18 protein-coding genes are annotated in these 18,377 nt (G+C 71.4%); 7 read left to right on the top strand and 11 right to left on the bottom strand.

Annotated features, from left to right (window positions below):
* The first annotated feature begins 104 nt into the window (after positions 1-104).
* Positions 105-1,073, top strand: a complete 969-nt coding sequence (gene galE, locus AB0B72_RS00340) for a UDP-glucose 4-epimerase GalE (protein ID WP_367736071.1) — start codon at positions 105-107, stop codon at positions 1,071-1,073.
* Between the two features lie 85 nt (positions 1,074-1,158).
* Complete coding sequence (locus tag AB0B72_RS00335; protein ID WP_367736070.1) at positions 1,159-1,365, top strand: hypothetical protein; 207 nt, start codon at positions 1,159-1,161, stop codon at positions 1,363-1,365.
* A gap of 49 nt (positions 1,366-1,414) precedes the next feature.
* Here the strand turns inward: AB0B72_RS00335 and AB0B72_RS00330 are convergent, their stop codons facing one another.
* Both AB0B72_RS00330 and AB0B72_RS00325 read right to left on the bottom strand, forming a co-directional pair.
* On the bottom strand, positions 1,415-2,182 hold the full coding sequence (locus tag AB0B72_RS00330; RefSeq protein WP_367736069.1) for a hypothetical protein: 768 nt from the start codon (positions 2,180-2,182) through the stop codon (positions 1,415-1,417).
* A gap of 171 nt (positions 2,183-2,353) precedes the next feature.
* Positions 2,354-3,793, bottom strand: a complete 1,440-nt coding sequence (locus AB0B72_RS00325) for an MDR family MFS transporter (protein WP_367736068.1) — start codon at positions 3,791-3,793, stop codon at positions 2,354-2,356.
* Positions 3,794-3,849: 56 nt separating this feature from the next.
* Between AB0B72_RS00325 and AB0B72_RS00320 the strand changes: the two genes are divergently transcribed.
* Positions 3,850-4,395: a PadR family transcriptional regulator gene (locus tag AB0B72_RS00320; protein ID WP_367736067.1), complete on the top strand. Its 546-nt coding sequence runs from the start codon at positions 3,850-3,852 to the stop codon at positions 4,393-4,395.
* Between the two features lie 13 nt (positions 4,396-4,408).
* On the opposite strand, the gene AB0B72_RS00315 is transcribed toward AB0B72_RS00320, so the two are convergent.
* Entirely contained in the window at positions 4,409-6,370 is a 1,962-nt protein-coding gene (locus tag AB0B72_RS00315) for a serine/threonine-protein kinase (RefSeq protein WP_367736066.1), read from the bottom strand.
* A 139-nt stretch (positions 6,371-6,509) separates the two neighbouring features.
* The gene (locus AB0B72_RS00310; RefSeq protein ID WP_367736065.1) at positions 6,510-7,166 is read right to left on the bottom strand and encodes a TetR family transcriptional regulator; all 657 of its coding nucleotides are present in this window, start codon (positions 7,164-7,166) and stop codon (positions 6,510-6,512) included.
* Between the two features lie 99 nt (positions 7,167-7,265).
* Here AB0B72_RS00310 and AB0B72_RS00305 point away from each other — a divergent pair, with 99 nt between their 5' ends.
* The gene (locus AB0B72_RS00305) at positions 7,266-8,060 is read left to right on the top strand and encodes an SDR family oxidoreductase (RefSeq protein WP_367736064.1); all 795 of its coding nucleotides are present in this window, start codon (positions 7,266-7,268) and stop codon (positions 8,058-8,060) included.
* 87 nt (positions 8,061-8,147) lie between these two features.
* On the opposite strand, the gene AB0B72_RS00300 is transcribed toward AB0B72_RS00305, so the two are convergent.
* From AB0B72_RS00300 to AB0B72_RS00290, 3 genes are all read right to left on the bottom strand, one after another.
* A complete protein-coding gene (locus AB0B72_RS00300) occupies positions 8,148-9,365 on the bottom strand; it encodes an NADP-dependent isocitrate dehydrogenase (RefSeq protein ID WP_367736063.1) in 1,218 nt (405 codons plus the stop codon).
* Positions 9,366-9,511: 146 nt separating this feature from the next.
* Positions 9,512-9,778 (bottom strand): DUF3017 domain-containing protein, encoded by a 267-nt coding sequence (locus AB0B72_RS00295; RefSeq protein WP_367736062.1) that lies wholly within the window; start codon positions 9,776-9,778, stop codon positions 9,512-9,514.
* 85 nt (positions 9,779-9,863) lie between these two features.
* Positions 9,864-10,985 (bottom strand): citrate/2-methylcitrate synthase, encoded by a 1,122-nt coding sequence (locus AB0B72_RS00290; protein WP_367736061.1) that lies wholly within the window; start codon positions 10,983-10,985, stop codon positions 9,864-9,866.
* Positions 10,986-11,166: 181 nt separating this feature from the next.
* Between AB0B72_RS00290 and AB0B72_RS00285 the strand changes: the two genes are divergently transcribed.
* On the top strand, positions 11,167-11,838 hold the full coding sequence (locus AB0B72_RS00285; RefSeq protein ID WP_367736060.1) for an FHA domain-containing protein: 672 nt from the start codon (positions 11,167-11,169) through the stop codon (positions 11,836-11,838).
* Between the two features lie 39 nt (positions 11,839-11,877).
* Here the strand turns inward: AB0B72_RS00285 and AB0B72_RS00280 are convergent, their stop codons facing one another.
* The 3 genes from AB0B72_RS00280 to AB0B72_RS00270 are packed head-to-tail and all read right to left on the bottom strand — an operon-like array spanning position 11,878 to position 14,642.
* Positions 11,878-12,450, bottom strand: a complete 573-nt coding sequence (locus AB0B72_RS00280) for a hypothetical protein (RefSeq protein WP_367736059.1) — start codon at positions 12,448-12,450, stop codon at positions 11,878-11,880.
* 6 nt (positions 12,451-12,456) lie between these two features.
* A complete protein-coding gene (locus AB0B72_RS00275; RefSeq protein WP_367736058.1) occupies positions 12,457-13,287 on the bottom strand; it encodes a hypothetical protein in 831 nt (276 codons plus the stop codon).
* Positions 13,288-13,304: 17 nt separating this feature from the next.
* Positions 13,305-14,642, bottom strand: coding sequence for a hypothetical protein (locus AB0B72_RS00270; protein ID WP_367736057.1), 1,338 nt, complete (start codon positions 14,640-14,642; stop codon positions 13,305-13,307).
* A gap of 61 nt (positions 14,643-14,703) precedes the next feature.
* Between AB0B72_RS00270 and AB0B72_RS00265 the strand changes: the two genes are divergently transcribed.
* The gene (locus AB0B72_RS00265) at positions 14,704-14,952 is read left to right on the top strand and encodes a hypothetical protein (protein WP_367736056.1); all 249 of its coding nucleotides are present in this window, start codon (positions 14,704-14,706) and stop codon (positions 14,950-14,952) included.
* A 17-nt stretch (positions 14,953-14,969) separates the two neighbouring features.
* Here AB0B72_RS00265 and AB0B72_RS00260 read toward each other — a convergent pair whose 3' ends face one another.
* The gene (locus AB0B72_RS00260; RefSeq protein WP_367736055.1) at positions 14,970-16,859 is read right to left on the bottom strand and encodes a phosphatidylglycerol lysyltransferase domain-containing protein; all 1,890 of its coding nucleotides are present in this window, start codon (positions 16,857-16,859) and stop codon (positions 14,970-14,972) included.
* A gap of 139 nt (positions 16,860-16,998) precedes the next feature.
* Between AB0B72_RS00260 and AB0B72_RS00255 the strand changes: the two genes are divergently transcribed.
* Positions 16,999-18,348, top strand: a complete 1,350-nt coding sequence (locus tag AB0B72_RS00255; protein ID WP_367736054.1) for an alpha/beta hydrolase — start codon at positions 16,999-17,001, stop codon at positions 18,346-18,348.
* Positions 18,349-18,377 lie beyond the last annotated feature (29 nt).

The following is an 18,377-nucleotide window of genomic DNA, read 5'->3' as shown; positions in this document are numbered from 1 at the left end:
CGCGAGCACCGCGTCACTGGTGGCATTTAACCCGCTCAGCATCCGAAGCGCGTAAGCTGGGCGCGAGACGTACATAATCAAACAATTGTCAACAGGAGTAAACAGTGAAGTTGCTGGTTACTGGTGGGGCGGGCTACGTCGGCAGCGTCGTGGCGGCACGCCTCCTTGAGGAGGGGCACGAGGTCACGGTGCTCGACGACCTGTCCACCGGCCACGCCGACGCGGTGCCGGACGGCGCGGCGTTCGTACGGGGGTCGATCACGGAGGCCGGTGAGGTGCTGTCCGCGGGGTTCGACGCGGTGCTGCACTTCGCCGCCAAGTCGCTCGTCGGCGAGTCCGTCGACAAGCCGGGGCTCTACTGGGCGCACAACCTCGGCGGCACCCTCGCGCTGCTCGACGCGATGCGTCAGGCGGGTGTGGGCAGGATCGTCTTCTCCTCGACCGCCGCGACGTACGGGGAGCCGGAACGCACGCCCATCGTGGAGACCGACCCCACCCGGCCCGGCAACCCCTACGGCGCCTCCAAGCTGGCCGTGGACACCACGCTGACCGCTTTCGCCGGACTCTACGGCCTGGCCGCCGTGAGCCTGCGCTACTTCAACGTCGCCGGGGCCTACGGCGCCTTCCGGGAGCGGCACGCGGTGGAGACCCACCTGATCCCGAACGTCCTCAAGGTGGCCCTCGGCGAGCGGGAGTCGGTCAGCGTGTTCGGCGCCGACTACCCGACGCCGGACGGCACCTGCATTCGCGACTACATCCACGTCGCCGACCTGGCCCAGGCGCATCTGCTGGCTCTCGCGGCGTGCACCGAGAGGCGGCACCGCATCTACAACCTGGGCAGCGGCAGCGGCTTCTCCGTGAAGGAGGTCGTCGACGTCTGCCGCGAGGTCACCGGGCACGAGATCCCCGCCGTCGTGGCCCCGCGCCGGGCGGGCGACCCGGCGGTGCTCGTGGCCTCGTCCGAGAAGATCCAGCGGGAGCTCGGCTGGAAGGCCGCGCGCACCACCCTGCACGAGATCGTGGCCGACGCCTGGACAGGGTGGCAAACGCCGGAATCCGGGCGCGGATTGTGATGGGATCGTCCCTGTGCGTACGGTGGTGACCCGCCCCCGTACGCCAGAGGGCCCGTCAACGGCCGCCAGGCGATGAGGTGAGGTCATGAGAGCCCTTCCCCCGCTGCTCCGCCGTACGGCCCTGATGGCGGTCATCCTGCTGGGCAGCGCGCTGGCCGCCGCCGGGGTGCTCTTCGCGACGGGCCCGGTCACGGGCCCCGCGACCGCGCGCGGCACGGTGCCCGAGCACATGGCCGCCACCGTGATACCGCTCTGCCCGCACGACACGGCCCTCGACAGGCCGGCACGCTAGCCTGTACGGCACGCGCCGCCGGGCAGGACCACGCCGGCCCGTACGCGGGTCAGCCGCGCCGCAGGGCGACGCGCATCTGCGCCCGGTTGTTCGCGGGCCGGCGGTCGCCGAGGCGGCGGGAGTAGACCGTCGCCATGGTGGCGACGGCGTGCGACGCCCGGGACGGCACGCGGAAGACCAGCTTGAGCAGGCCGCTCGACCCGGACCTGATCGGCGGCAGCGCGCATCCGACGAAGGCGCGGCCGCTCCGGCACCGGCCTCCCGAGGCCGACAGCAGCCGGGCCTCGCTCGGCTGGAGGAAGACGTAGGCGTCGTTCACCACACGCGGGCCCCTGTTGCGCACCTCCGCGCGCACCGCGAACCAGTGGCCCGGCCTGGTGAACCGTGTGGAGGACCGGAACCGGACGGCAAGGTCGGCGCCCTTGTCCACCGGCGTCAGCGTCTCGGCCGTGTTGTCGGCCTCGTCGGCGTCGACCACCTCCGAGGAGAGGGTGGCCCGGGCGCGGAGCGGGCCGTGCGCCCCCGGCCGGATCACTCCGGTGATCGTCATGCCGCCCGACCCTCCGGCCAGGACGTCGCGGGAGGAGCGGCAGACCACCTGGTCGTAGCCCCGGCCCGGCGCGCACTCGGCCACGTCGACGTTCATGACCTGGAAGTCGTGCGGGAGATGGACCCGCAGCAGCGGCAGCACCGCGTCACCCGGGCCCTTGTTGTGCACGTCGACGTGGTAGGTCAGCGGCTGCCCGGGCTGGGCGACCTTCGGTGACGCGGAGATCCTGACAGAAAGGTCTGCCGCCCCCCATTTGTCCTTTGCCATCGCCGGTTGCGGCGCTCCCGCGACGACAACGCAGACCAAACCCGTGACGACCCTACGACCCATGCGGCTCCCCCGAACGCTCGAGATCAATTCAACCGTGCCGGGAAGGCCGCCCCACCTGCGACACGCCGCCGCCGTCGGCGTTCGCGCGTCGCGGGTGGTGAGCGGCGGCTACACCGTGGCGAGGTCCCGCTCCGGCGTCGCCTGCCCGGGCCGTACGGAGGAGGCGGGCAGCAGCACCAGGGCGAGGAGGGCGACGAGCGCGCCCGCGGCTCCGAGCCAGGGGATCACGGTCGCGGTCGCGGCGGCGTGGGCCGCCTCCACACCGTGGAGCGGCGCCTCGCGACTGACGACCGAGCCGTACGCGGTGCCCGCGAGGGCCAGCGCCACGGAGCCTCCCACCTGCCGGAAGAACGCCAGGTTGGCGCTGGCGGTGCCGATGAACCGCGGCGGGACCGCCGACTGGATCGCCACGGTCAGCCCGGAGAGCATCGGGCCCATCCCCAGGCCGAGGAGCGCCATCCAGACGACGAGCATGACGGTCGGGGTGTCGACGGCGAGGCGCGAGCACAGCAGCGCGCCGGCGACCAGGAAGAAGGGGGCGATCACGAGCCACGGCTTGTAGCGGCCGGTCCGGCCGATGAGGGCGCCGGTGACCACGCTCCCCACGACCATGGCGAGCATCAGCGGATAGATGTGCAGCCCGGACGAGGTCGCGCTCAGGCCGTGCGCCTCCTGGAAGTAGCGGGGAAGGAAGACCACCCCGGCGTACATGCAGAACGCGGTGAAGAACGACGCGACGTTGACGATCGTGTAGGTGCGGTTGGCGAACAGGTGCAGCGGCACGATCGGCTGGGCGGCCCGGCGCTCCACGGCCACGAACACGGCCAGCAGCACCAGTGACGCCGCGAGCGGCCCCAGCACGGGCGCACTGGTCCAGGCGTGGCCGTCGAGCCCCTTCTCGGTCAGGCCGACGAGCAGTGCGCTGACGGCCGCGGTGAACACCGCGATGCCGGTGTAGTCGGGACGCGCGGCGCCGGCCTCGCTCCGGTCCCCGGGCCGGTACGGCAGGCGCAGCCAGATGATCGCCACGAGGATCAGGCCGATGGGCACGTTGACGTAGAAGGCCCAGCGCCAGCTCGCGTGGTCGGTGAACACGCCGCCGAGGAACGGCCCGGCGATGTAGCTGAGCCCCATCACGGCGCCGAGCGCCCCCTGCACGCGGCCGCTTCGCTCCGGCGGGAACAGGTCGATCACCAGGGCCAGCGACAGCGGCAGCAGCGCGCCCGCGCCGAGGCCCTGCAAGCCACGGAACGCGATGAGCTGGCCCATGGTCTGCGCGGCCCCCGACAGGACGGAACCGGCCAGGAAGACGGTCACGCCGATCAGCAGCAGCGGCTTGCGCCCGTAGATGTCCGACAGCCGGCCGTACAAGGGGACGGTGACGGTCGAGGTGAGCAGGTAGGCCGTCACCACCCAGGTGTAGAGCCCGGTGCCGCCGAGCTCCGTGGTGATCTTCGGCAGCGCTGTGCCGACGATCGTCTGGTCCATCATCGCGAGGAACATCCCGCCGAGCACGGCGACGAGGAGGAGTCCGTTCTTGGTCTGCATATGTCAAAGGTGACATGTAAGAAGTGACATGTCAATGTTGAGCTACAGTGTGGGACATGTCTCTGCGCATCGCCCTGCTCGGGCTGCTCGCCGCCTCCGGGCCGGCCAGCGGCTACGACCTGACGAAGAAGTTCGAGACCTCCCTCGCCTACGTGTGGCAGGCGGGGCACAGCCAGATCTATCCGGAGCTGGCGAAGATGGCGGCCGACGGGCTGGTGTCGGTCGAGGCGGAGGGGACGCGCGGGCGGAAGACCTACACCATCACCCCCGAGGGGGAGGCCGAGCTGCATCAGTGGATGGTCGAGCGGGACCCGGTGGTCCCGTTGCGCAGCGAGAGCGCACTCCAGGCGTTCATGGTGCCGCTGCTGGAGCCGGACGAGGCGATCGCCGTCCTGGAGCGGATGAGGGCCGGTTCGCAGGCGCGGCTGGCCCAGCTGGAGGCGCTCCGCGAGACCAAGACCGCCGCCGCGCGGCTCGCCGAGGCCGAGGGCCGGCACCCCGACGCGTTCGGCCGGTACGCGCTGGACCTCGGCATCCGCCACGCGCGTACGGCCGTGGAGTGGGCGTCCGACTCGATCGCCGACATCCGCCGCCGCACCTGAGCCGCCGCGGGGCTCAGCGGCAGGCGAGCGCGGGCGGAGCGTGGTCCTCGGGGTGGAAGTCGACGTCGCCGAAGTGCTCCTTCAGCAGGTCCTTCATCGTGCCGTCCTTGTACATGCGGGCGATCGCGCGGCTGACGGCCCGGCAGGTGGTGACGTCGCCCTCCGGCAGGCCCACCGCGTAACGCTGGTCGGCCAGACGTAACCCGAGCACCGACATCCGCAGGGTCTCGCGGGCGGCGAACCCCGCGAGCATGAGATCGTCTCCGGGCACCGCCTCCACCTCGCCCGCCACGAGCATTTGCACGCATCGCGCGTAGTCCCCGGCGGGGACCGGCTGCACGTTCACCGCGTCCTGGATGAGGCGGACCGCCTTGTTGCCCCGCGGCGCGCACATACGGCGGTTCGCCAGATCCTTGAGACTCCTGATCGGCGAGTTCTTCACCACGAGCAGGTCCGTGTGCGCTGTGTAGTACGGCCCGGCGAACGTCACGGGGTCCTTCTTGTTGTCGTCGTACGGGTAGGCGGCGACGACCATGTCCACCACACCGTCCGACAGCGACCGCACCCGGTCGCCGATCCCGACGCGGCGGAAGGTGATGCCGCTCGGCGGCACCTTGAGGCTCTTGGCGAGGTAGGTGGCGACGTCCACGTCGAATCCCTTGAAGCCGTCCCCCGCCGGCAGGGAGACACCGGGGAGGTCGCCCTTCACCCCGATCGTCAGCCGCCCGGTCCGCGCCGCCCGGTCCGCCACCGAGCGGAAGGTGCGGCTGGGGGACGACGACGGGCCCGAGGTGGCGACGCTCGCCGGCCTCGTCACCCCGGGGCCGGATCCGGCCGCGTCGGAGGGCGGGCCGAACTTGACGACGGCGAAGACGCCGCCGGCCGCCACCACGAGCCCCGCCATGGCGCCGCCGATCCAGCGGCGCCCGCGCGACCGCTCACCGGCCGGGCGGCGCTCCGGCGCGCCGGCCGGGCCCGGCTCTCCGGAGCCGGGCTGACCGGAGCCACCTCCGGCAGGACCGGCCGGGCCGGTCGGGCCGGTCGGGCCATGGGATCCGGCCAGCTCGGCGCCGCTTTCCGTGGACCGGCCCTGCCCGCCCCGCACCGGCGCCGCGGCGGCGTGGGCGGCGCCCTCCGAGAGCAGGACCGTCGACGCGTCGTCCGACCCCGGGCGGCCCAGCAGCCGCAGCAGGATCTGGTCGGCGGCCGGCCGCGCGTCCGGCGCCTTGCTCAGGCACGAACGCACCACACCGGCCAGCGGCTCCGGCAGCATGCCGGTGTCGATGTCGTGGTTGAGGATCCGGTTCAGCACGGCCGCGATCGAGTCTCCGCCGAAGACGGCCCGCCCCGTGGCGGCGTACGCGATGGTCGAGGCCCAGGCGAACACGTCGGCGGGCGGCCCCACCGGCGCGCCGGAGATCTGCTCGGGCGCCATGTACGCCGGCGTGCCGATCGCCCGGCTGGTGATCGTGGCGGTGGAGTCGACGATGCGTGCGATGCCGAAGTCCACGACGCGGGGGCCGTCCACGGCTATCAGCACGTTGTCGGGCTTGAAGTCGCGGTGGACGATCCCGGCCTGGTGGATCGCGGTCAGCGCGGTCGCCGTGCCGACGGCCAGGCGCTCCAGGCTCGCGCCCGACAGCGGCCCGGACGACTCGACGGTCTCACGCAGCGACTGCCCCTCGATGTACTCGCTCGCGATGTACGGGGTGTCGCCCTCCAGGTCGGCCGCGAGGACCCTGGCGGTGCAGAAGCTGGCCACCCGCTGCGCGGCCCGCAGCTCTCTGGCGAACCGGGACCGGGCGGTCGCGTCCCCGCTGAACTTCACGTGGAGGAGCTTGACCGCGGCCCGCTCTCCGGTCTCCGCGGCGCCGAGGTAGACCACGCCCTGCCCGCCCTCGCCGATGCGGCCGGACAGCACGAAGGTGCCGAGCCGGGTCGGATCCCCCGGCCGGAGCGGCGCGATCTGCGGCATCCAGCTTCCCCACGGTTCGGCAAAGTACCGGCCAGCAGAACTTTACGACCACGCCGGAGCCGTTCTCGCATCTGAGACCACGCCGGGACGCCGGGAGCGGGCGCGGTCAACCGGAAAAGGGCCACCGGCGGCCCGCGACCTAGCCGCGCGGGTGCGGCGCTCCCTGTTCCCCGCCCGATCCGGAGACATTCGCTCCGGAGGCGTCCGGGGTGGTGGCGAGCCTGCGAGCGGCTTCGATCACTGTCGCGCGGCGGCGGGCCAACGCGGCCTGCTCGGTCTCCTCGTCCAGGACGATGCGGCAGATCCTGGGCACCGCGAAGTTCCACGCGATCAGTCCCATGACGGTGAACAGCAGGTCCTGGGCCGCGCGGACGCGTGCGTCCCCGGGAAGGTGGTGTGCCACACCGCCGTCCACAAGGTGGTGAACCTTCTCGCGGAAACCGTCACGGCGCTCCCGCTCGCTTTCGCCGGGTTCGTCGCACGCTTCCAGCGACTCCCACAGCAGCAGCCTGATCAGCTCCGGGTGTTCCTGATACCAGTCGAAGATCTGCCCGACCGACTCGGCCAGCGCGTCCGGTTCGATGGAGACAGAGACCCGGACCTCCTCCAGCTTCGCCCGCAGGACGGCGGCGAACAGCTTCTCCTTGCTTCCGTAATACAGGTAGATGGCCTGCTTGTTGGCCCTGGCGGCCGTCGCGATCCGGTCGACCCTCGCGCCCGCCAGGCCGTGCTCGGCGAACTCGGCGGCGGCGGCGGCGAAGATCCGCCGTCTGGTGTCCTCCGCGTCATAGGCCATGAACAAATTAAACCATCCGGTTGACTCCTCTCCGTCCATGCGGCACCATCGGACAGGAGTAAAACAACCAGATGGTTTATTGTTTGGAAAGGCCCTCCCATGAGCACTGCGACTCCCATCCCCGTCCGCTCGCCGCTGCCGGGCGCCCTCTCCGGCACGACCGCCGTCCTCATCGGCGGAAGCTCGGGCATCGGGCTCGCGGCGGGCGTGCTGCTACGTTCGGTCGGCGCCCGCGTCGTGCTGGTCGGCCGCGACCCCGACCGGCTGAAGGCCGCCGTCTCCCGGGTGCGAAGCGCGAGCCCGGCCGGTGATCCCGGCGACGCCGTGCTGGAGGTCTCCGGCGACGGCGGAGACGAGCAGACCCTCGCCGAGGCCTTCGACGAGGCGGGTCACGCCGACCATGTGCTCGTCACCGCGGGCGGCATCAGCGGCGCCGGCCCTCTGACCGGGCTGTCGGCCGACGACATCCGCGCGACCCTCGACTCCCGCCTCTGGGCGGCCTTCGCCGCCGCCCGCGCGGCGGCGGCCCGTCTTCCCGCGGGAGGCTCACTCACGTTCAGTTCGGGGATCCGCGTGGTCCGCCCCGCCCCCGGAATGGCCGCCCCGCTGTCGGTCGCCGGTGCTGTGGAGACCCTTACCAGGGCCCTTGCCGTGGAGCTCGCCCCCGCGCGGCTGCGCGTGAACACCGTCCGCTTCGGCCGGATCGACACCCCGCTCCTGCGCTCGCTGCCGGGGCTGGACTCCGACGACGCGATGGCCGCCGCCGGATCGACCGCTCCCCTCGGCCGCTTCGGCACCGCCGAGGAAGCCGCCGCCTCGGCCCTGTTCCTCATGGCCAACAACTACATCACCGGCCAGGTCATCACCGTCGACGGCGGCGAGACCCTCGTCTGACGGCGGATCAGCCCGCCGCGCGGGAGCGCGAGGGAGGCGAACGGCCTCTACCTGAGGGGTGAACCCGCAGGTAGAGGCCGGTTTCGACTAGGCGGACATCTTCTTCTTCAGGTTCTCGTCCAGCGCGGCGAGGAAGTCCTGGGTGGTCAGCCACTCGGCGTCGCCGCCGACCAGCAGCGCCAGGTCCTTGGTCATCTGGCCGCCCTCGACGGTCTCGACGCAGACCTGCTCCAGCTTCTGGGCGAAGTCGACGACCTCGGGCTGGCTGTCCAGCTCGCCGCGGTGCTGCAGACCGCGGGTCCAGGCGAAGATGGAGGCGATCGGGTTGGTCGAGGTGGGCTTGCCCTGCTGGTGCTGCCGGAAGTGCCGGGTCACCGTGCCGTGGGCGGCCTCCGCCTCGACGGTGCGGCCGTCCGGCGTCATGAGCACGCTGGTCATCAGGCCGAGCGAGCCGAAGCCCTGGGCCACGGTGTCGGACTGGACGTCGCCGTCGTAGTTCTTGCAGGCCCAGACGTAGCCGCCCTCCCACTTGAGGGACGCGGCGACCATGTCGTCGATCAGGCGGTGCTCGTAGGTGATGCCGGCAGCCTCGAAGTCGGCCTTGAACTCGGACTCGTAGACCTCGGCGAAGATGTCCTTGAACCGGCCGTCGTACGCCTTGAGGATCGTGTTCTTCGTCGACAGGTAGACCGGGAAGCCGCGGCCCAGGCCGTAGCGCATGGAGGCGCGGGCGAAGTCGCGGATCGACTCGTCGAGGTTGTACATCGCCAGCGCGACACCGGAGCCGGGGAAGTCGAAGACGTTGAGCTCGATCGGCTCGCTGCCGTCCTTCGGCGTGAACGTGAGCGTCAGCGTGCCCTCGCCGGGGATCTTCAGGTCGGTGGCGCGGTACTGGTCGCCGAACGCGTGACGGCCGACGACGATCGGCTTGGTCCAGCCGGGCACGAGGCGGGGCACGTTCGACATGATGATCGGCTCGCGGAAGATCACGCCGCCGAGGATGTTGCGGATGGTCCCGTTCGGGGACCGCCACATCTTCTTCAGGCCGAACTCCTCGACCCGCGCCTCGTCCGGCGTGATCGTGGCGCACTTGACGCCGACGCCGTACTGCTTGATCGCGTTGGCCGCGTCGATCGTGACCTGGTCGTCGGTCGCGTCACGGTGCTCGATGCCGAGGTCGTAGTACTTCAGGTCGACGTCGAGGTAGGGAAGGATCAGCTGGTCCTTGATGAACTGCCAGATGATCCGGGTCATCTCGTCGCCGTCGAGCTCGACGACCGGGCCCGCTACCTTGATCTTGGGCATGCGTGGGGTTCCCCTTCTGAACTAACTGGCCAGACAATCCTTTTTAGGCTCACTGGCCGTTGAGGCTATCGGACGGGTGTGGTAGGCCCGCGACCCGGTGTTGCCCGTGCCGCTCACGACCCGGTGCCGCTCATGACCCGTGCCGCTCATGAGTCGTGCAGGCGCAGCAGGAGGAGCAGCGAGCCGATCACCAGGGCGGCGCCGAACCCGGCGAGTACGGCGGCGTCGACCTTGCGGCTGCGGACGGCGAGCGCCCCCGCCCGTCCGTCGGAGGCCCACAACCGGAGCAGGGACCCCACGATGAACGCGGCGCCCATGGTCGTGCCGCCCACCGGCGGAGGCGCGCCGAGCCCGAACGCGCCCAGCCCCGCGAGCACACCCGCGGCCACCAGCGCGTACGGCCCCCAGGTCAAGCCCTCGCTCCTGCTCACATCCCCGCCATTCTCGTCCTGCCACGGCCCCGGTCACGCCCGCGAGGCTCGGGGGCGCCCCCGGCCGTCACCGCTCGTCGATCGGCACCCACTTCTGGTCGCGCTCGCCGATGTACTCGCTGTCCGGCCTGATCAGCCGGTTGTCGGCGTGCTGCTCGATCACGTGGGCGGTCCACCCCGACATCCGGCTGACCGAGAACACGGGGGTGAACAGGTCGGTCGGGATGCCCAGGTAGTGATACACGGTCGCGGCGTAGAAGTCCACGTTCGGGTACAGGCCCTTCTCCGCGAACACGACCTCCTCCATCTCCCGGGACATCCGGTAGAAGGTGTCGTCGCCCGACGACCCGCCGAGCTCCTCCGACAGGCGCCGCAGGTGGGTCGCCCGCGGGTCCTCGGTCTTGTACACCCGGTGGCCGAACCCCATGATCTTCTCGCCCGCCGCCAGCTTGTCCCGTACGGCCTGTGCGACGCCGCCGGGGTCGAGCGACTCCAGCGTACGCATCACCTGCTCGTTGGCGCCGCCGTGCAGGGGGCCCTTCAGCGTGCCGATGGCGGCGACGATCGCCGAGTGCATGTCCGACAGCGTGGCGGCGCAGACGCGCGCCGCGAAGGTGGAGGCGTTCATGGTGTGGTCGGCGTGCAGCACCAGGCAGGTGTCGAAGATCTCCACCTCGCGCCGGGACGGCTCACGGCCGGTGATCTGCAGCAGGAAGTTGGCGGCGACGCTCAGCTCGGGGTCGGGATCCGGCACCTCGGCGCCGGTCCGCGCCGCGTGGTAGCGGGCGACCAGGATCGGCTGCTGCGCCGTCAGCCTGGCGGCCTTGCGGCAGTTGGCCTCGGGGGCGTTGGAGTCCTTGTCGGGATCCTCCGCGCCGGACAGGGAGACCAGGGTGCGCAGTGCCTCCATCGGCCCCTGCTTGCCGGCGATCTCGGAGACGTTGCTCTCGACGAGCGCGCCGAGGTCGCGGCCCCTGACCAGCTCCGCGCCGTACGCCGCGAGCTGCTCGCGTGTGGGCAGCGAGCCGTGCTGCAGCAGGTGGGCGGTCTCTTCGAAGGTGGCATGACCGGCCAGGTCGTGGATGTCGTAGCCACGGTAGAAGAGCCGACCGGCCTTCCCGTCGATGTCGCTCAGCGCTGTGGACGCGGCGACCACATCAGCGAGACCTTTGGTGGGCTTGTCCGCCATAAGTGTTTCCTCCACTTATCTACGCCCGAAGTCTACCCGTGAGCAGGGAAAGCTCCCCGCTCTGGTACAGACCAATTTCACGAATCATTCTGCTTATGGCAAAGGCGATTCCCCGTCGCCACGGATGGGTAAGCCGCAGCTATAGGCAAAGTAACGGCGGGCTACCTGGGGAGGAACTGCCGTGGAGGGGCCGTTCATTCGGATCGAGGACAACGGCGAAGTGGTGCCGCTGCGCCCCGACGTCACCACGATCGGCCGTGGCCGAGGCGTGGACATCCGGCTGACGGATCCGAGCGTGTCCCGGCTGCACGCCGAATTCGTCCGTCGCGGGCCCTACCTGTACGTCGTCGACCTGGGCCTGTCCCGCAACGGCACCCGGGTGAACGGGCGGCCGATCGCCAGGAGGGTCCTCGACGACGGCGACGTCGTCTCCTTCGGGGCCGCCCGCGCCAGGGTCGGCGGGATTCCCCGCGAGGACCTGACGCCCGAGGTCGAGCTCCGCCGGGCCGCGGCCCCCGAGCTCACCCGCCGGGAGGTCGACGTGCTGACGTCGCTGTGCCGCCCGGCGCTGTCGGACGAGGCCTTCGTGGCCCCGGCGACGGCCCGGGAGATCGCCGACGACCTCGTTGTGACCGAGGCGGCCGTCAAGCAGCACCTGCTGCGGCTGTACCAGAAGTTCCGCATCCCCGAGGGCACCAACCGGCGGACGCGGCTGGCCAACGAGGTGGTCGCGCTGGGCCTGGTGCGGCCCACGCCGGTCGTGCCGCCGCAGCGCGGCAGCGGGCCGGCCGAGTCCGAGCAGCAGCCGCAGCCTCAGCCGCGCGCTCCTGTGAGCCGCCGTGCCGCCTCGTAGCTCCCAGGCGCTCCCGTGCGCGGTCGGGCCGCGCCGGCGTCAGATGTCCGCCTTGCCGCTCTGCAGGAACGACAGGACGCCGGAGACGGCCGTCTGCGTGACGGTCAGGCCGGTCCGGTCGGCGCCCAGCAGCACCAGAGCCAGGGCCAGATCGGCGGCGTCGGCGGCGGGAAGCACGGTGACGCTCACCTTCGACGTACCCAAGGGGCTGCGCTGCCGCACGAGCGGACCGCGTTCCCGGTCGCGCAGCTCCTCCTCGGCGGTGGCGACGCTGAGGTAGGTGTAGCCGCGATCTCCCAGCGCGATGTCGAGGCCACGGCCCTTCTTCGACAGGGAGCGCCGGTTCCGGGCGATGGCCGCCGTGACCCCGCCCACGCTGAGCCGGGTGCGCTCGTCGACGAGGATCAGCCCCTGCTTCCGCTCGTCCGGATGGGAGATCCACGCCTCCGGCAGTCCCGGTGCGGTGAGCGTGGCCCGCCGGGGCACCGTGCCGACGGCGACGGTCACCTCTCCGTACGGCCCCGCCGTACCGGCCAGCGTCAGGTACGTGGTCCGCCGCTCGGCTGACCGGACAGAGATCCGCCGTACGAGGTCGAACGTGAAGCCGGACACGTCAGGTCACCGTTCGACGGGGGCGGGCAGCTCCCCGGCGTCGGGGATGAGGTCGGTGATCAGCTCCCACACGCGCCGTGTGTCGGCGAAGACCAGCCTGAGCTCGCTGCCGGGCGTGATCGTCCCCGGCGCGATCGGCTCGGCGGGACGCTCGCGCAGCCAGTACCCGAGAGGCCCGCAGTCGAGCACGGTGATGCCGCGGACGTCGGTGCCCTTGCCCTCCCGGTTGTTCCACGCCACGGTCATCCGCCAGTTGCCGTTGAGCTGCAGCAGCAGATGGGTGAAGACCGTCAGCTCGGGCTCCGTGAGCCCGGCCTCGGCGGACAGCAGATCGCTCAGCCGCTCGGCGGCGTCCTCGACACTCGCGGCGTCCATGTCGGCGAGCGCCGCGAAGCCGGCGTCCATGGCGCCGATCTTCGTCGTGATGACGGAGGCGGCGGGAGGCTTGGCCTGCCTGTCGCGCAGCCCGACGATCCGCGCCAGCGCCCAGACCAGGGTGGCGGGGTCGGTGCGGACGTACTCCCACTCCGCCTCGCCCGGCCACATCTCGTACGTGTAGCAGGCGTCGTTTCCGACGATCGCCCCGTGGTTGGTGAGGCCCTGCCCGCCGGTGATCTCGATCTGGACGAGCACGATCGGCTCGGCCAGCGCGCCGGCGAGCTCGGCGAGCTCACCGATGACGGCGTCGTCATCGCTGAGGAGGCCGGCGGCCCGCAGCTCCCCCTGGGCGGCCACCAGGTCGCGTGTGACGGTTTTCCCGTCGTACAGGCAGCCCAGCACCCCGAGGTGGGCCGGGCCGAGCCGGAAGCGGTCACGTGCGCTGTCGAAGGACGGCATTAGTCGATCTTCCTGCCCTAGCCGAACGGATTGAGACTCTTGAGAACCTTCTTGGCGCCGTCGCCGACCACCTTGGTCACCTTCTTCGCACCGTCCTTGATGTCGTCCCAGTGCTCGACGACCTTCGCCCCGACGTAAACGGCGCCGAACACGACCGTAGCGCCGATGGTGATCGGATTGGGGCACACCATCGCGGCGGTGAGCGAGGCGTTGAAGCCGACCTCGGCGACGTCGGCGACGTAGCCGGCGCCGTTCCGCTTGAAGGCGTCGACCGGGTTGCCCTGGGAGATGACGTTGGCGGCGCTGTAAGCGGTGGAGGCGACACCGCCGACCACGCCCGCCGTACGGAGGAAGCCGGCGGTCCTGGCGACGGTTCCCAGCCTGGTCAGGGCGGCCGGCTCGACCTTCAGGATCGCGGCGGCCGCCTCAAGCTTCTTGGGGTCCGCGGTGGCCGCCCAGACCTTGAGGAGGTTGGCCTGCCCGGAGACGCTCACGGCCTGACCCGAGTGCGTGGTGCCGCCCAGCAGCCTGGCCAGCTCGTTGTTGCCGAAGGTCATGTTGATGAAGCTGTTGACGCGGGCTCCGGCGAGGGCCCTGCCCGCGTCCACCGCCCGGCCGACCTGGTCCATCTCCGTGTACTCGGGCAGCATGGCCACGTAGTCGCGGTAGAGGCTGCTCTTCATGAACAGCTGCCGGGTGAGGCTGGCGACACCGGTGCCCGGTGCGGCGCTGGAGCGGGTGGCCAAGGTCCACCGCCCGCCGGTGAGCTTGCTCATGAGCGGCACCCAGGCCTGGTTGTTGAGCAGCAGCCGGCTGAGCGCCACGGCCTGGGTGGTGACCACCGGCGCCGTCACGGTGACTCCCCGGTAGTCACCGATGTCCTCGAGCACATGCTTGACGGTCGCCTCGTGCGGCTTGAGGTCCGGGATCACCTTGCTGATCGCGGCGGCCTCCAGCCGCTTCAGGTAGTCGTCCAGCGACTCCCCCGACTTGCGCATGAGCTCGGGGTGGCTGGTCTTGTTCGCCCAGTCCGCGACCGTGTTGACGTAGACGAGCGTCATGGGATCCAGCGTGTCGCCGCCCGCGGCGATCTCCAGCGGCGAGAACCCGGCCCACGCGAGCCCGGAGAACGGGTCGCCGGTCTCCAGCCGCCCGAGGGCCGCGCGCCGTTTCAGGTCCTTGGCGGTGTCACTTCCCCATCCGGGCATTTCTCTCAATGAACCCAGAAATGGTGATACCTCCAGGGATGACGCCCGTTTGAACACCGCGTCCGCGGAGGTGTACAGGTCGTCCATCAGCCCCGCCAGGCGCTCGACTTCGGCGGGCTTGAAGCCACGTACGTCGTCTCCACCCACGGGCCGCGAGTGTACATGTAACTTATGGGGTGATTCATGCCTTCAGTGCAGGAGGGGAAACGTGCCGCCGCCCGAGGTGCAGGAGCTCGAGAACAAGGCGTCCAAAATCCGCCAGCTCGCCGACGACGTGGAGAAACTCCCCAATCAGGTGCGCGACATGGCGGCCCGGATGGAATGGTCGGGCCCGTTGACGAACCGGGTACGCGGCGAGATCAGGACATGGCAGACGCGTTGCGGCACCGTGGCGCGTGATCTGCGGGAGGAAGCCGATCGGCTGAACCGCGAGGCCCGCGACCTGCTGAAGAAGTGACCGCCGGCCCCGGCTCGTCAACCGTGACGGGCCTCGCCTCCCTGCTCGGGCTGTCCCGTCCGATCGCGCAGCGGCATCCGCCGTACCTCGCGTACGACGGGGGCGGCGCCGGGCTCCGGTACGGAGCCGGGGGACGGCCCGAACGCCTCCGCCGCCGGCCTGCGCCGCCCCCGCAGTGACGCCCTTCCCCGGGTGAGGCCGAGCGTCAGGAACGCCTCGGCCTGGAGCGCGGAGACGCCGATGCGCGGCAGGTCACGCGCGGTCGGGTACACGAGGAACCTCGGCTCCCAGTACGGCCCGAACTTGGCGTTGAACCGGTACAGCGACTCGATCTGGAACCACCTGGACAGGAACAGCAGGACCCCGCGCCAGGCACGCAGGACGGGGCCGGCGCCGAGACGCTCTCCCCGCGCCAGCGTGGACCGGAACATGGCGAAGTTGAGCGACACCCGGCACACGCCGAACTCGGGGGCCGCCTCCAGCGCCTTGACGATCAGCAGCTCGTTGAGCCCGGGGTCGGCCTGGCGGTCCCTGCGCATCAGGTCCAGGGAGATGCCGTCCCGGCCCCACGGGACGAACTGCAGGACGGCGCGCAGATCCCCGCCAGGCGGCGCGGCCCCCTCCCCCGGCTCCTTGTGCGCCGTCACCACCAGGCAGTCGCCGTCGGCCGGGTCGCCGAGCCGGCCGAGGGCCATGGAGAAGCCGCGCTCGGTGTCGGTGCCGCGCCAGTCGTCCGCCGCGGCGCGGATCCGCGCCCGTTCCGCGCCGGTGAGATCCCCCGCGCGCCGCACCTGGCAGGTGTAGCCGAGACGCTCGACCCGCTTGACCATCTGGCGGACGTTGCGCATGGCGCGTCCCTCCAGCGTGAAGTCCGCCACCGCGACGATCGCCTCGTCGCCCATCTCCAGGGCGTCCAGGCCGCCCTCCCTGGTCCAGACCTCGCCCCCGGTCTCGCTGCACCCGATGACCGCGGGCACCCAGGCGTGCCGCCTCGCCTCCTCCAGGAACCGCTGTATGGCGCCGGGCCACGCCTCCACGTCGCCGATCGGGTCGCCGCTGGCCAGCATCACCCCCGCGACGACCCGGTACGCCACGGCGGCCTTGCCGCTCGGCGAGAAGATCACGCTCTTGTCGCCCCTGAGCGCGAAGTATCCGAGCGAGTCCTGCGGGCCGTACCGGCCGAGCAGGGCGCGCAGCCGCTCCTCGTCCGCGGGGGTGCGCGCCGCGACGGGCCGCTCGGGCCGCAGAGCCAGGTAGAGGGTGGTGACGGCGGTCAGCGCGCCGAGCCCGGCGAGCGAGTAGTACACCACGTCGCCGGCCCGCTCGGAGGCGAACATGACCGGCCCCTCCAGGCCGAACAGCCCGAGGATCACGTGCTGGAGCTGCTCGCCGGGCGAGGGCCGCCCGATCATCCCGCGCGTGTGCGTGGCCACCAGGATCCACCCGATGACGACGTCGAAGGCCCCCAGGGCCACCAGGTTCCACAGGGCGCGCCAGCGCGAGCGCGGGTCGGACAGGGCGTAGAACTCCCGCCGGTTGACGACCAGCACCAAGAACAGGGCCAGGCTCACGGCCGCCGCGATCGGGTGGCGCCAGCGCAGGCCCTCGATGACGGCGCCGACCGGCAGCAGCAGCACCACGGCGCGCCACGCCCGCGCCTTCCGCCGGCGCAGGGCGTGCGCGAGCATGATCAGCAGGATGCCGACGAGCAGCGGGGAGGCCTCCGCCAGCGTCGTGACGCTCCCGGGGAGGACGCCGGCGATCTCGCTGAAGCGGGTCTCCCTGAAGCGGGGGACGACGCCCTTCAGGATGTCGAGGATGCCGATGACGAGCGCGGCGTACCCGGCCGCGGCCGGCACCCAGGGCCGGGACACGCCGCCTCGCGGGACACCTGTCCGATCGCTCACGCAACGACACACTAAGTGGTGGAATCCTGCTCCCGGCGCCTCGCTTTGGGAAGCTTAACCGGCCTCTTACCTGCGGCGAGTACCTTTGCATGGGCTGGTGCCACGAGGGATGCCAGCAAGAGACGGGGTGGAGCACGGGGTGGAACTCACAGCGTCCGGACCGCAGGTCCTGCTCGCCGTGCTCGCCGTCGCCGGCATGGCCGTCACGGTGTGGGTGTGGCCGCGGCTGAGCGCTCCGTCGTGGCGGACGGTGGCCGCGCGAGTGGGCCTGCTCCTCGCGAACCAGGCGCTCATCCTGCTCGGGATCGCCGTCGCGGCCAACGCCTACTTCGGGTTCTACGGCTCCTGGGGCGACCTGCTCGGCACGGACGACGGCGCGCCCGCGATCGCCAACGGCGACGAACGGGTGGCGCGGGTCAGCGTGCTGGGCAGCACGCCGGTCGTGGTCACCCCCAAGACAGGGCCCAAGGCGGGCCTGCCGGCGGGACGCCTGGAACAGGTCGTGATCTCGGGTGCCGCGACGGGGCTCAGCTCGCCGGCGTACGTGTACCTGCCGCCGCAGTACTTCGACAAGAAGTTCGCCGGCAGGCGGTTCCCCGCGATCCTCGGGCTCACCGGGTATCCGGGGGACGCCGTCAACCTGGTGACCCGGCTGAACATCCCCGTCGCGGCGGCCACCGCGATCCTGTCCCACCAGATCGCTCCGACCATCCTGGTGCTCATGCGCCCCACGGTGGCGCCGCCGAGGGACACCGAGTGCGTGGACGTGCCGGACGGCCCGCAGGTGGAGACGTTCTTCACCAAGGACGTGCCGCGCTCGATGGCCACCGGCTTCAGGGTCGGCACCGGCGCCGCGAGCTGGGGCGTCCTCGGCGAGTCCACCGGCGGCTACTGCGCGCTCAAGATGAGCATGCGCCACCCGGAGGCGTTCTCCGCCGCGGCGTCGCTGTCCGGCTACTTCCACGCCGTGACGGACGTGACGTCGGGCGACCTGTTCGGCGGGAGCCAGGCGCGGCGGGACGAGAACGACCTGATGTGGCGCCTGGCGCACCTGCCGGCCCCGCCGATCTCCGTACTGGTGACGAGCAGCCGGGTCGGGGAGGAGGCCGACTACGCGGCGACCCAGCTGTTCCTCGCCGCCGTGAAGCCCCCCATGCGGGCGGCCTCACTGATCCTGCCCAGCGGGGGGCACAACTTCGCCACGTGGAACCGTGAGATCCCGCAGGCGCTGCCCTGGCTCGCGCAGCAGCTCCACGCCCCCGCGCCGAACACGCAGGCGGCGGGCCGGGACGCCAAGGCCGCACCCGCCGCTGAAGGCTCACCCACCGTGAAAGGCAGCCCCGGCGCGAAGGCCACGCGGAACGCCAAGGCCGCGCCGCGGATCAGCCCGGCGCGGCGGTCACCGGACGTCCATCACGCCCGCCACCGCGAAAGCGGCCGATCGGCCGCCGCTCGCCGTCCCGGCGCCCACCGGCGGCCGCACCGCTGACCGGTCCCGGGAGCGGTACGGCCAGGGAT

Origin of the sequence: Microbispora sp. NPDC049125, from assembly GCF_040802045.1 — a bacterium.
Taxonomy (GTDB): Bacteria; Actinomycetota; Actinomycetes; order Streptosporangiales; family Streptosporangiaceae; genus Microbispora.
This window is presented reverse-complemented; position numbering and strand designations above follow the sequence as displayed.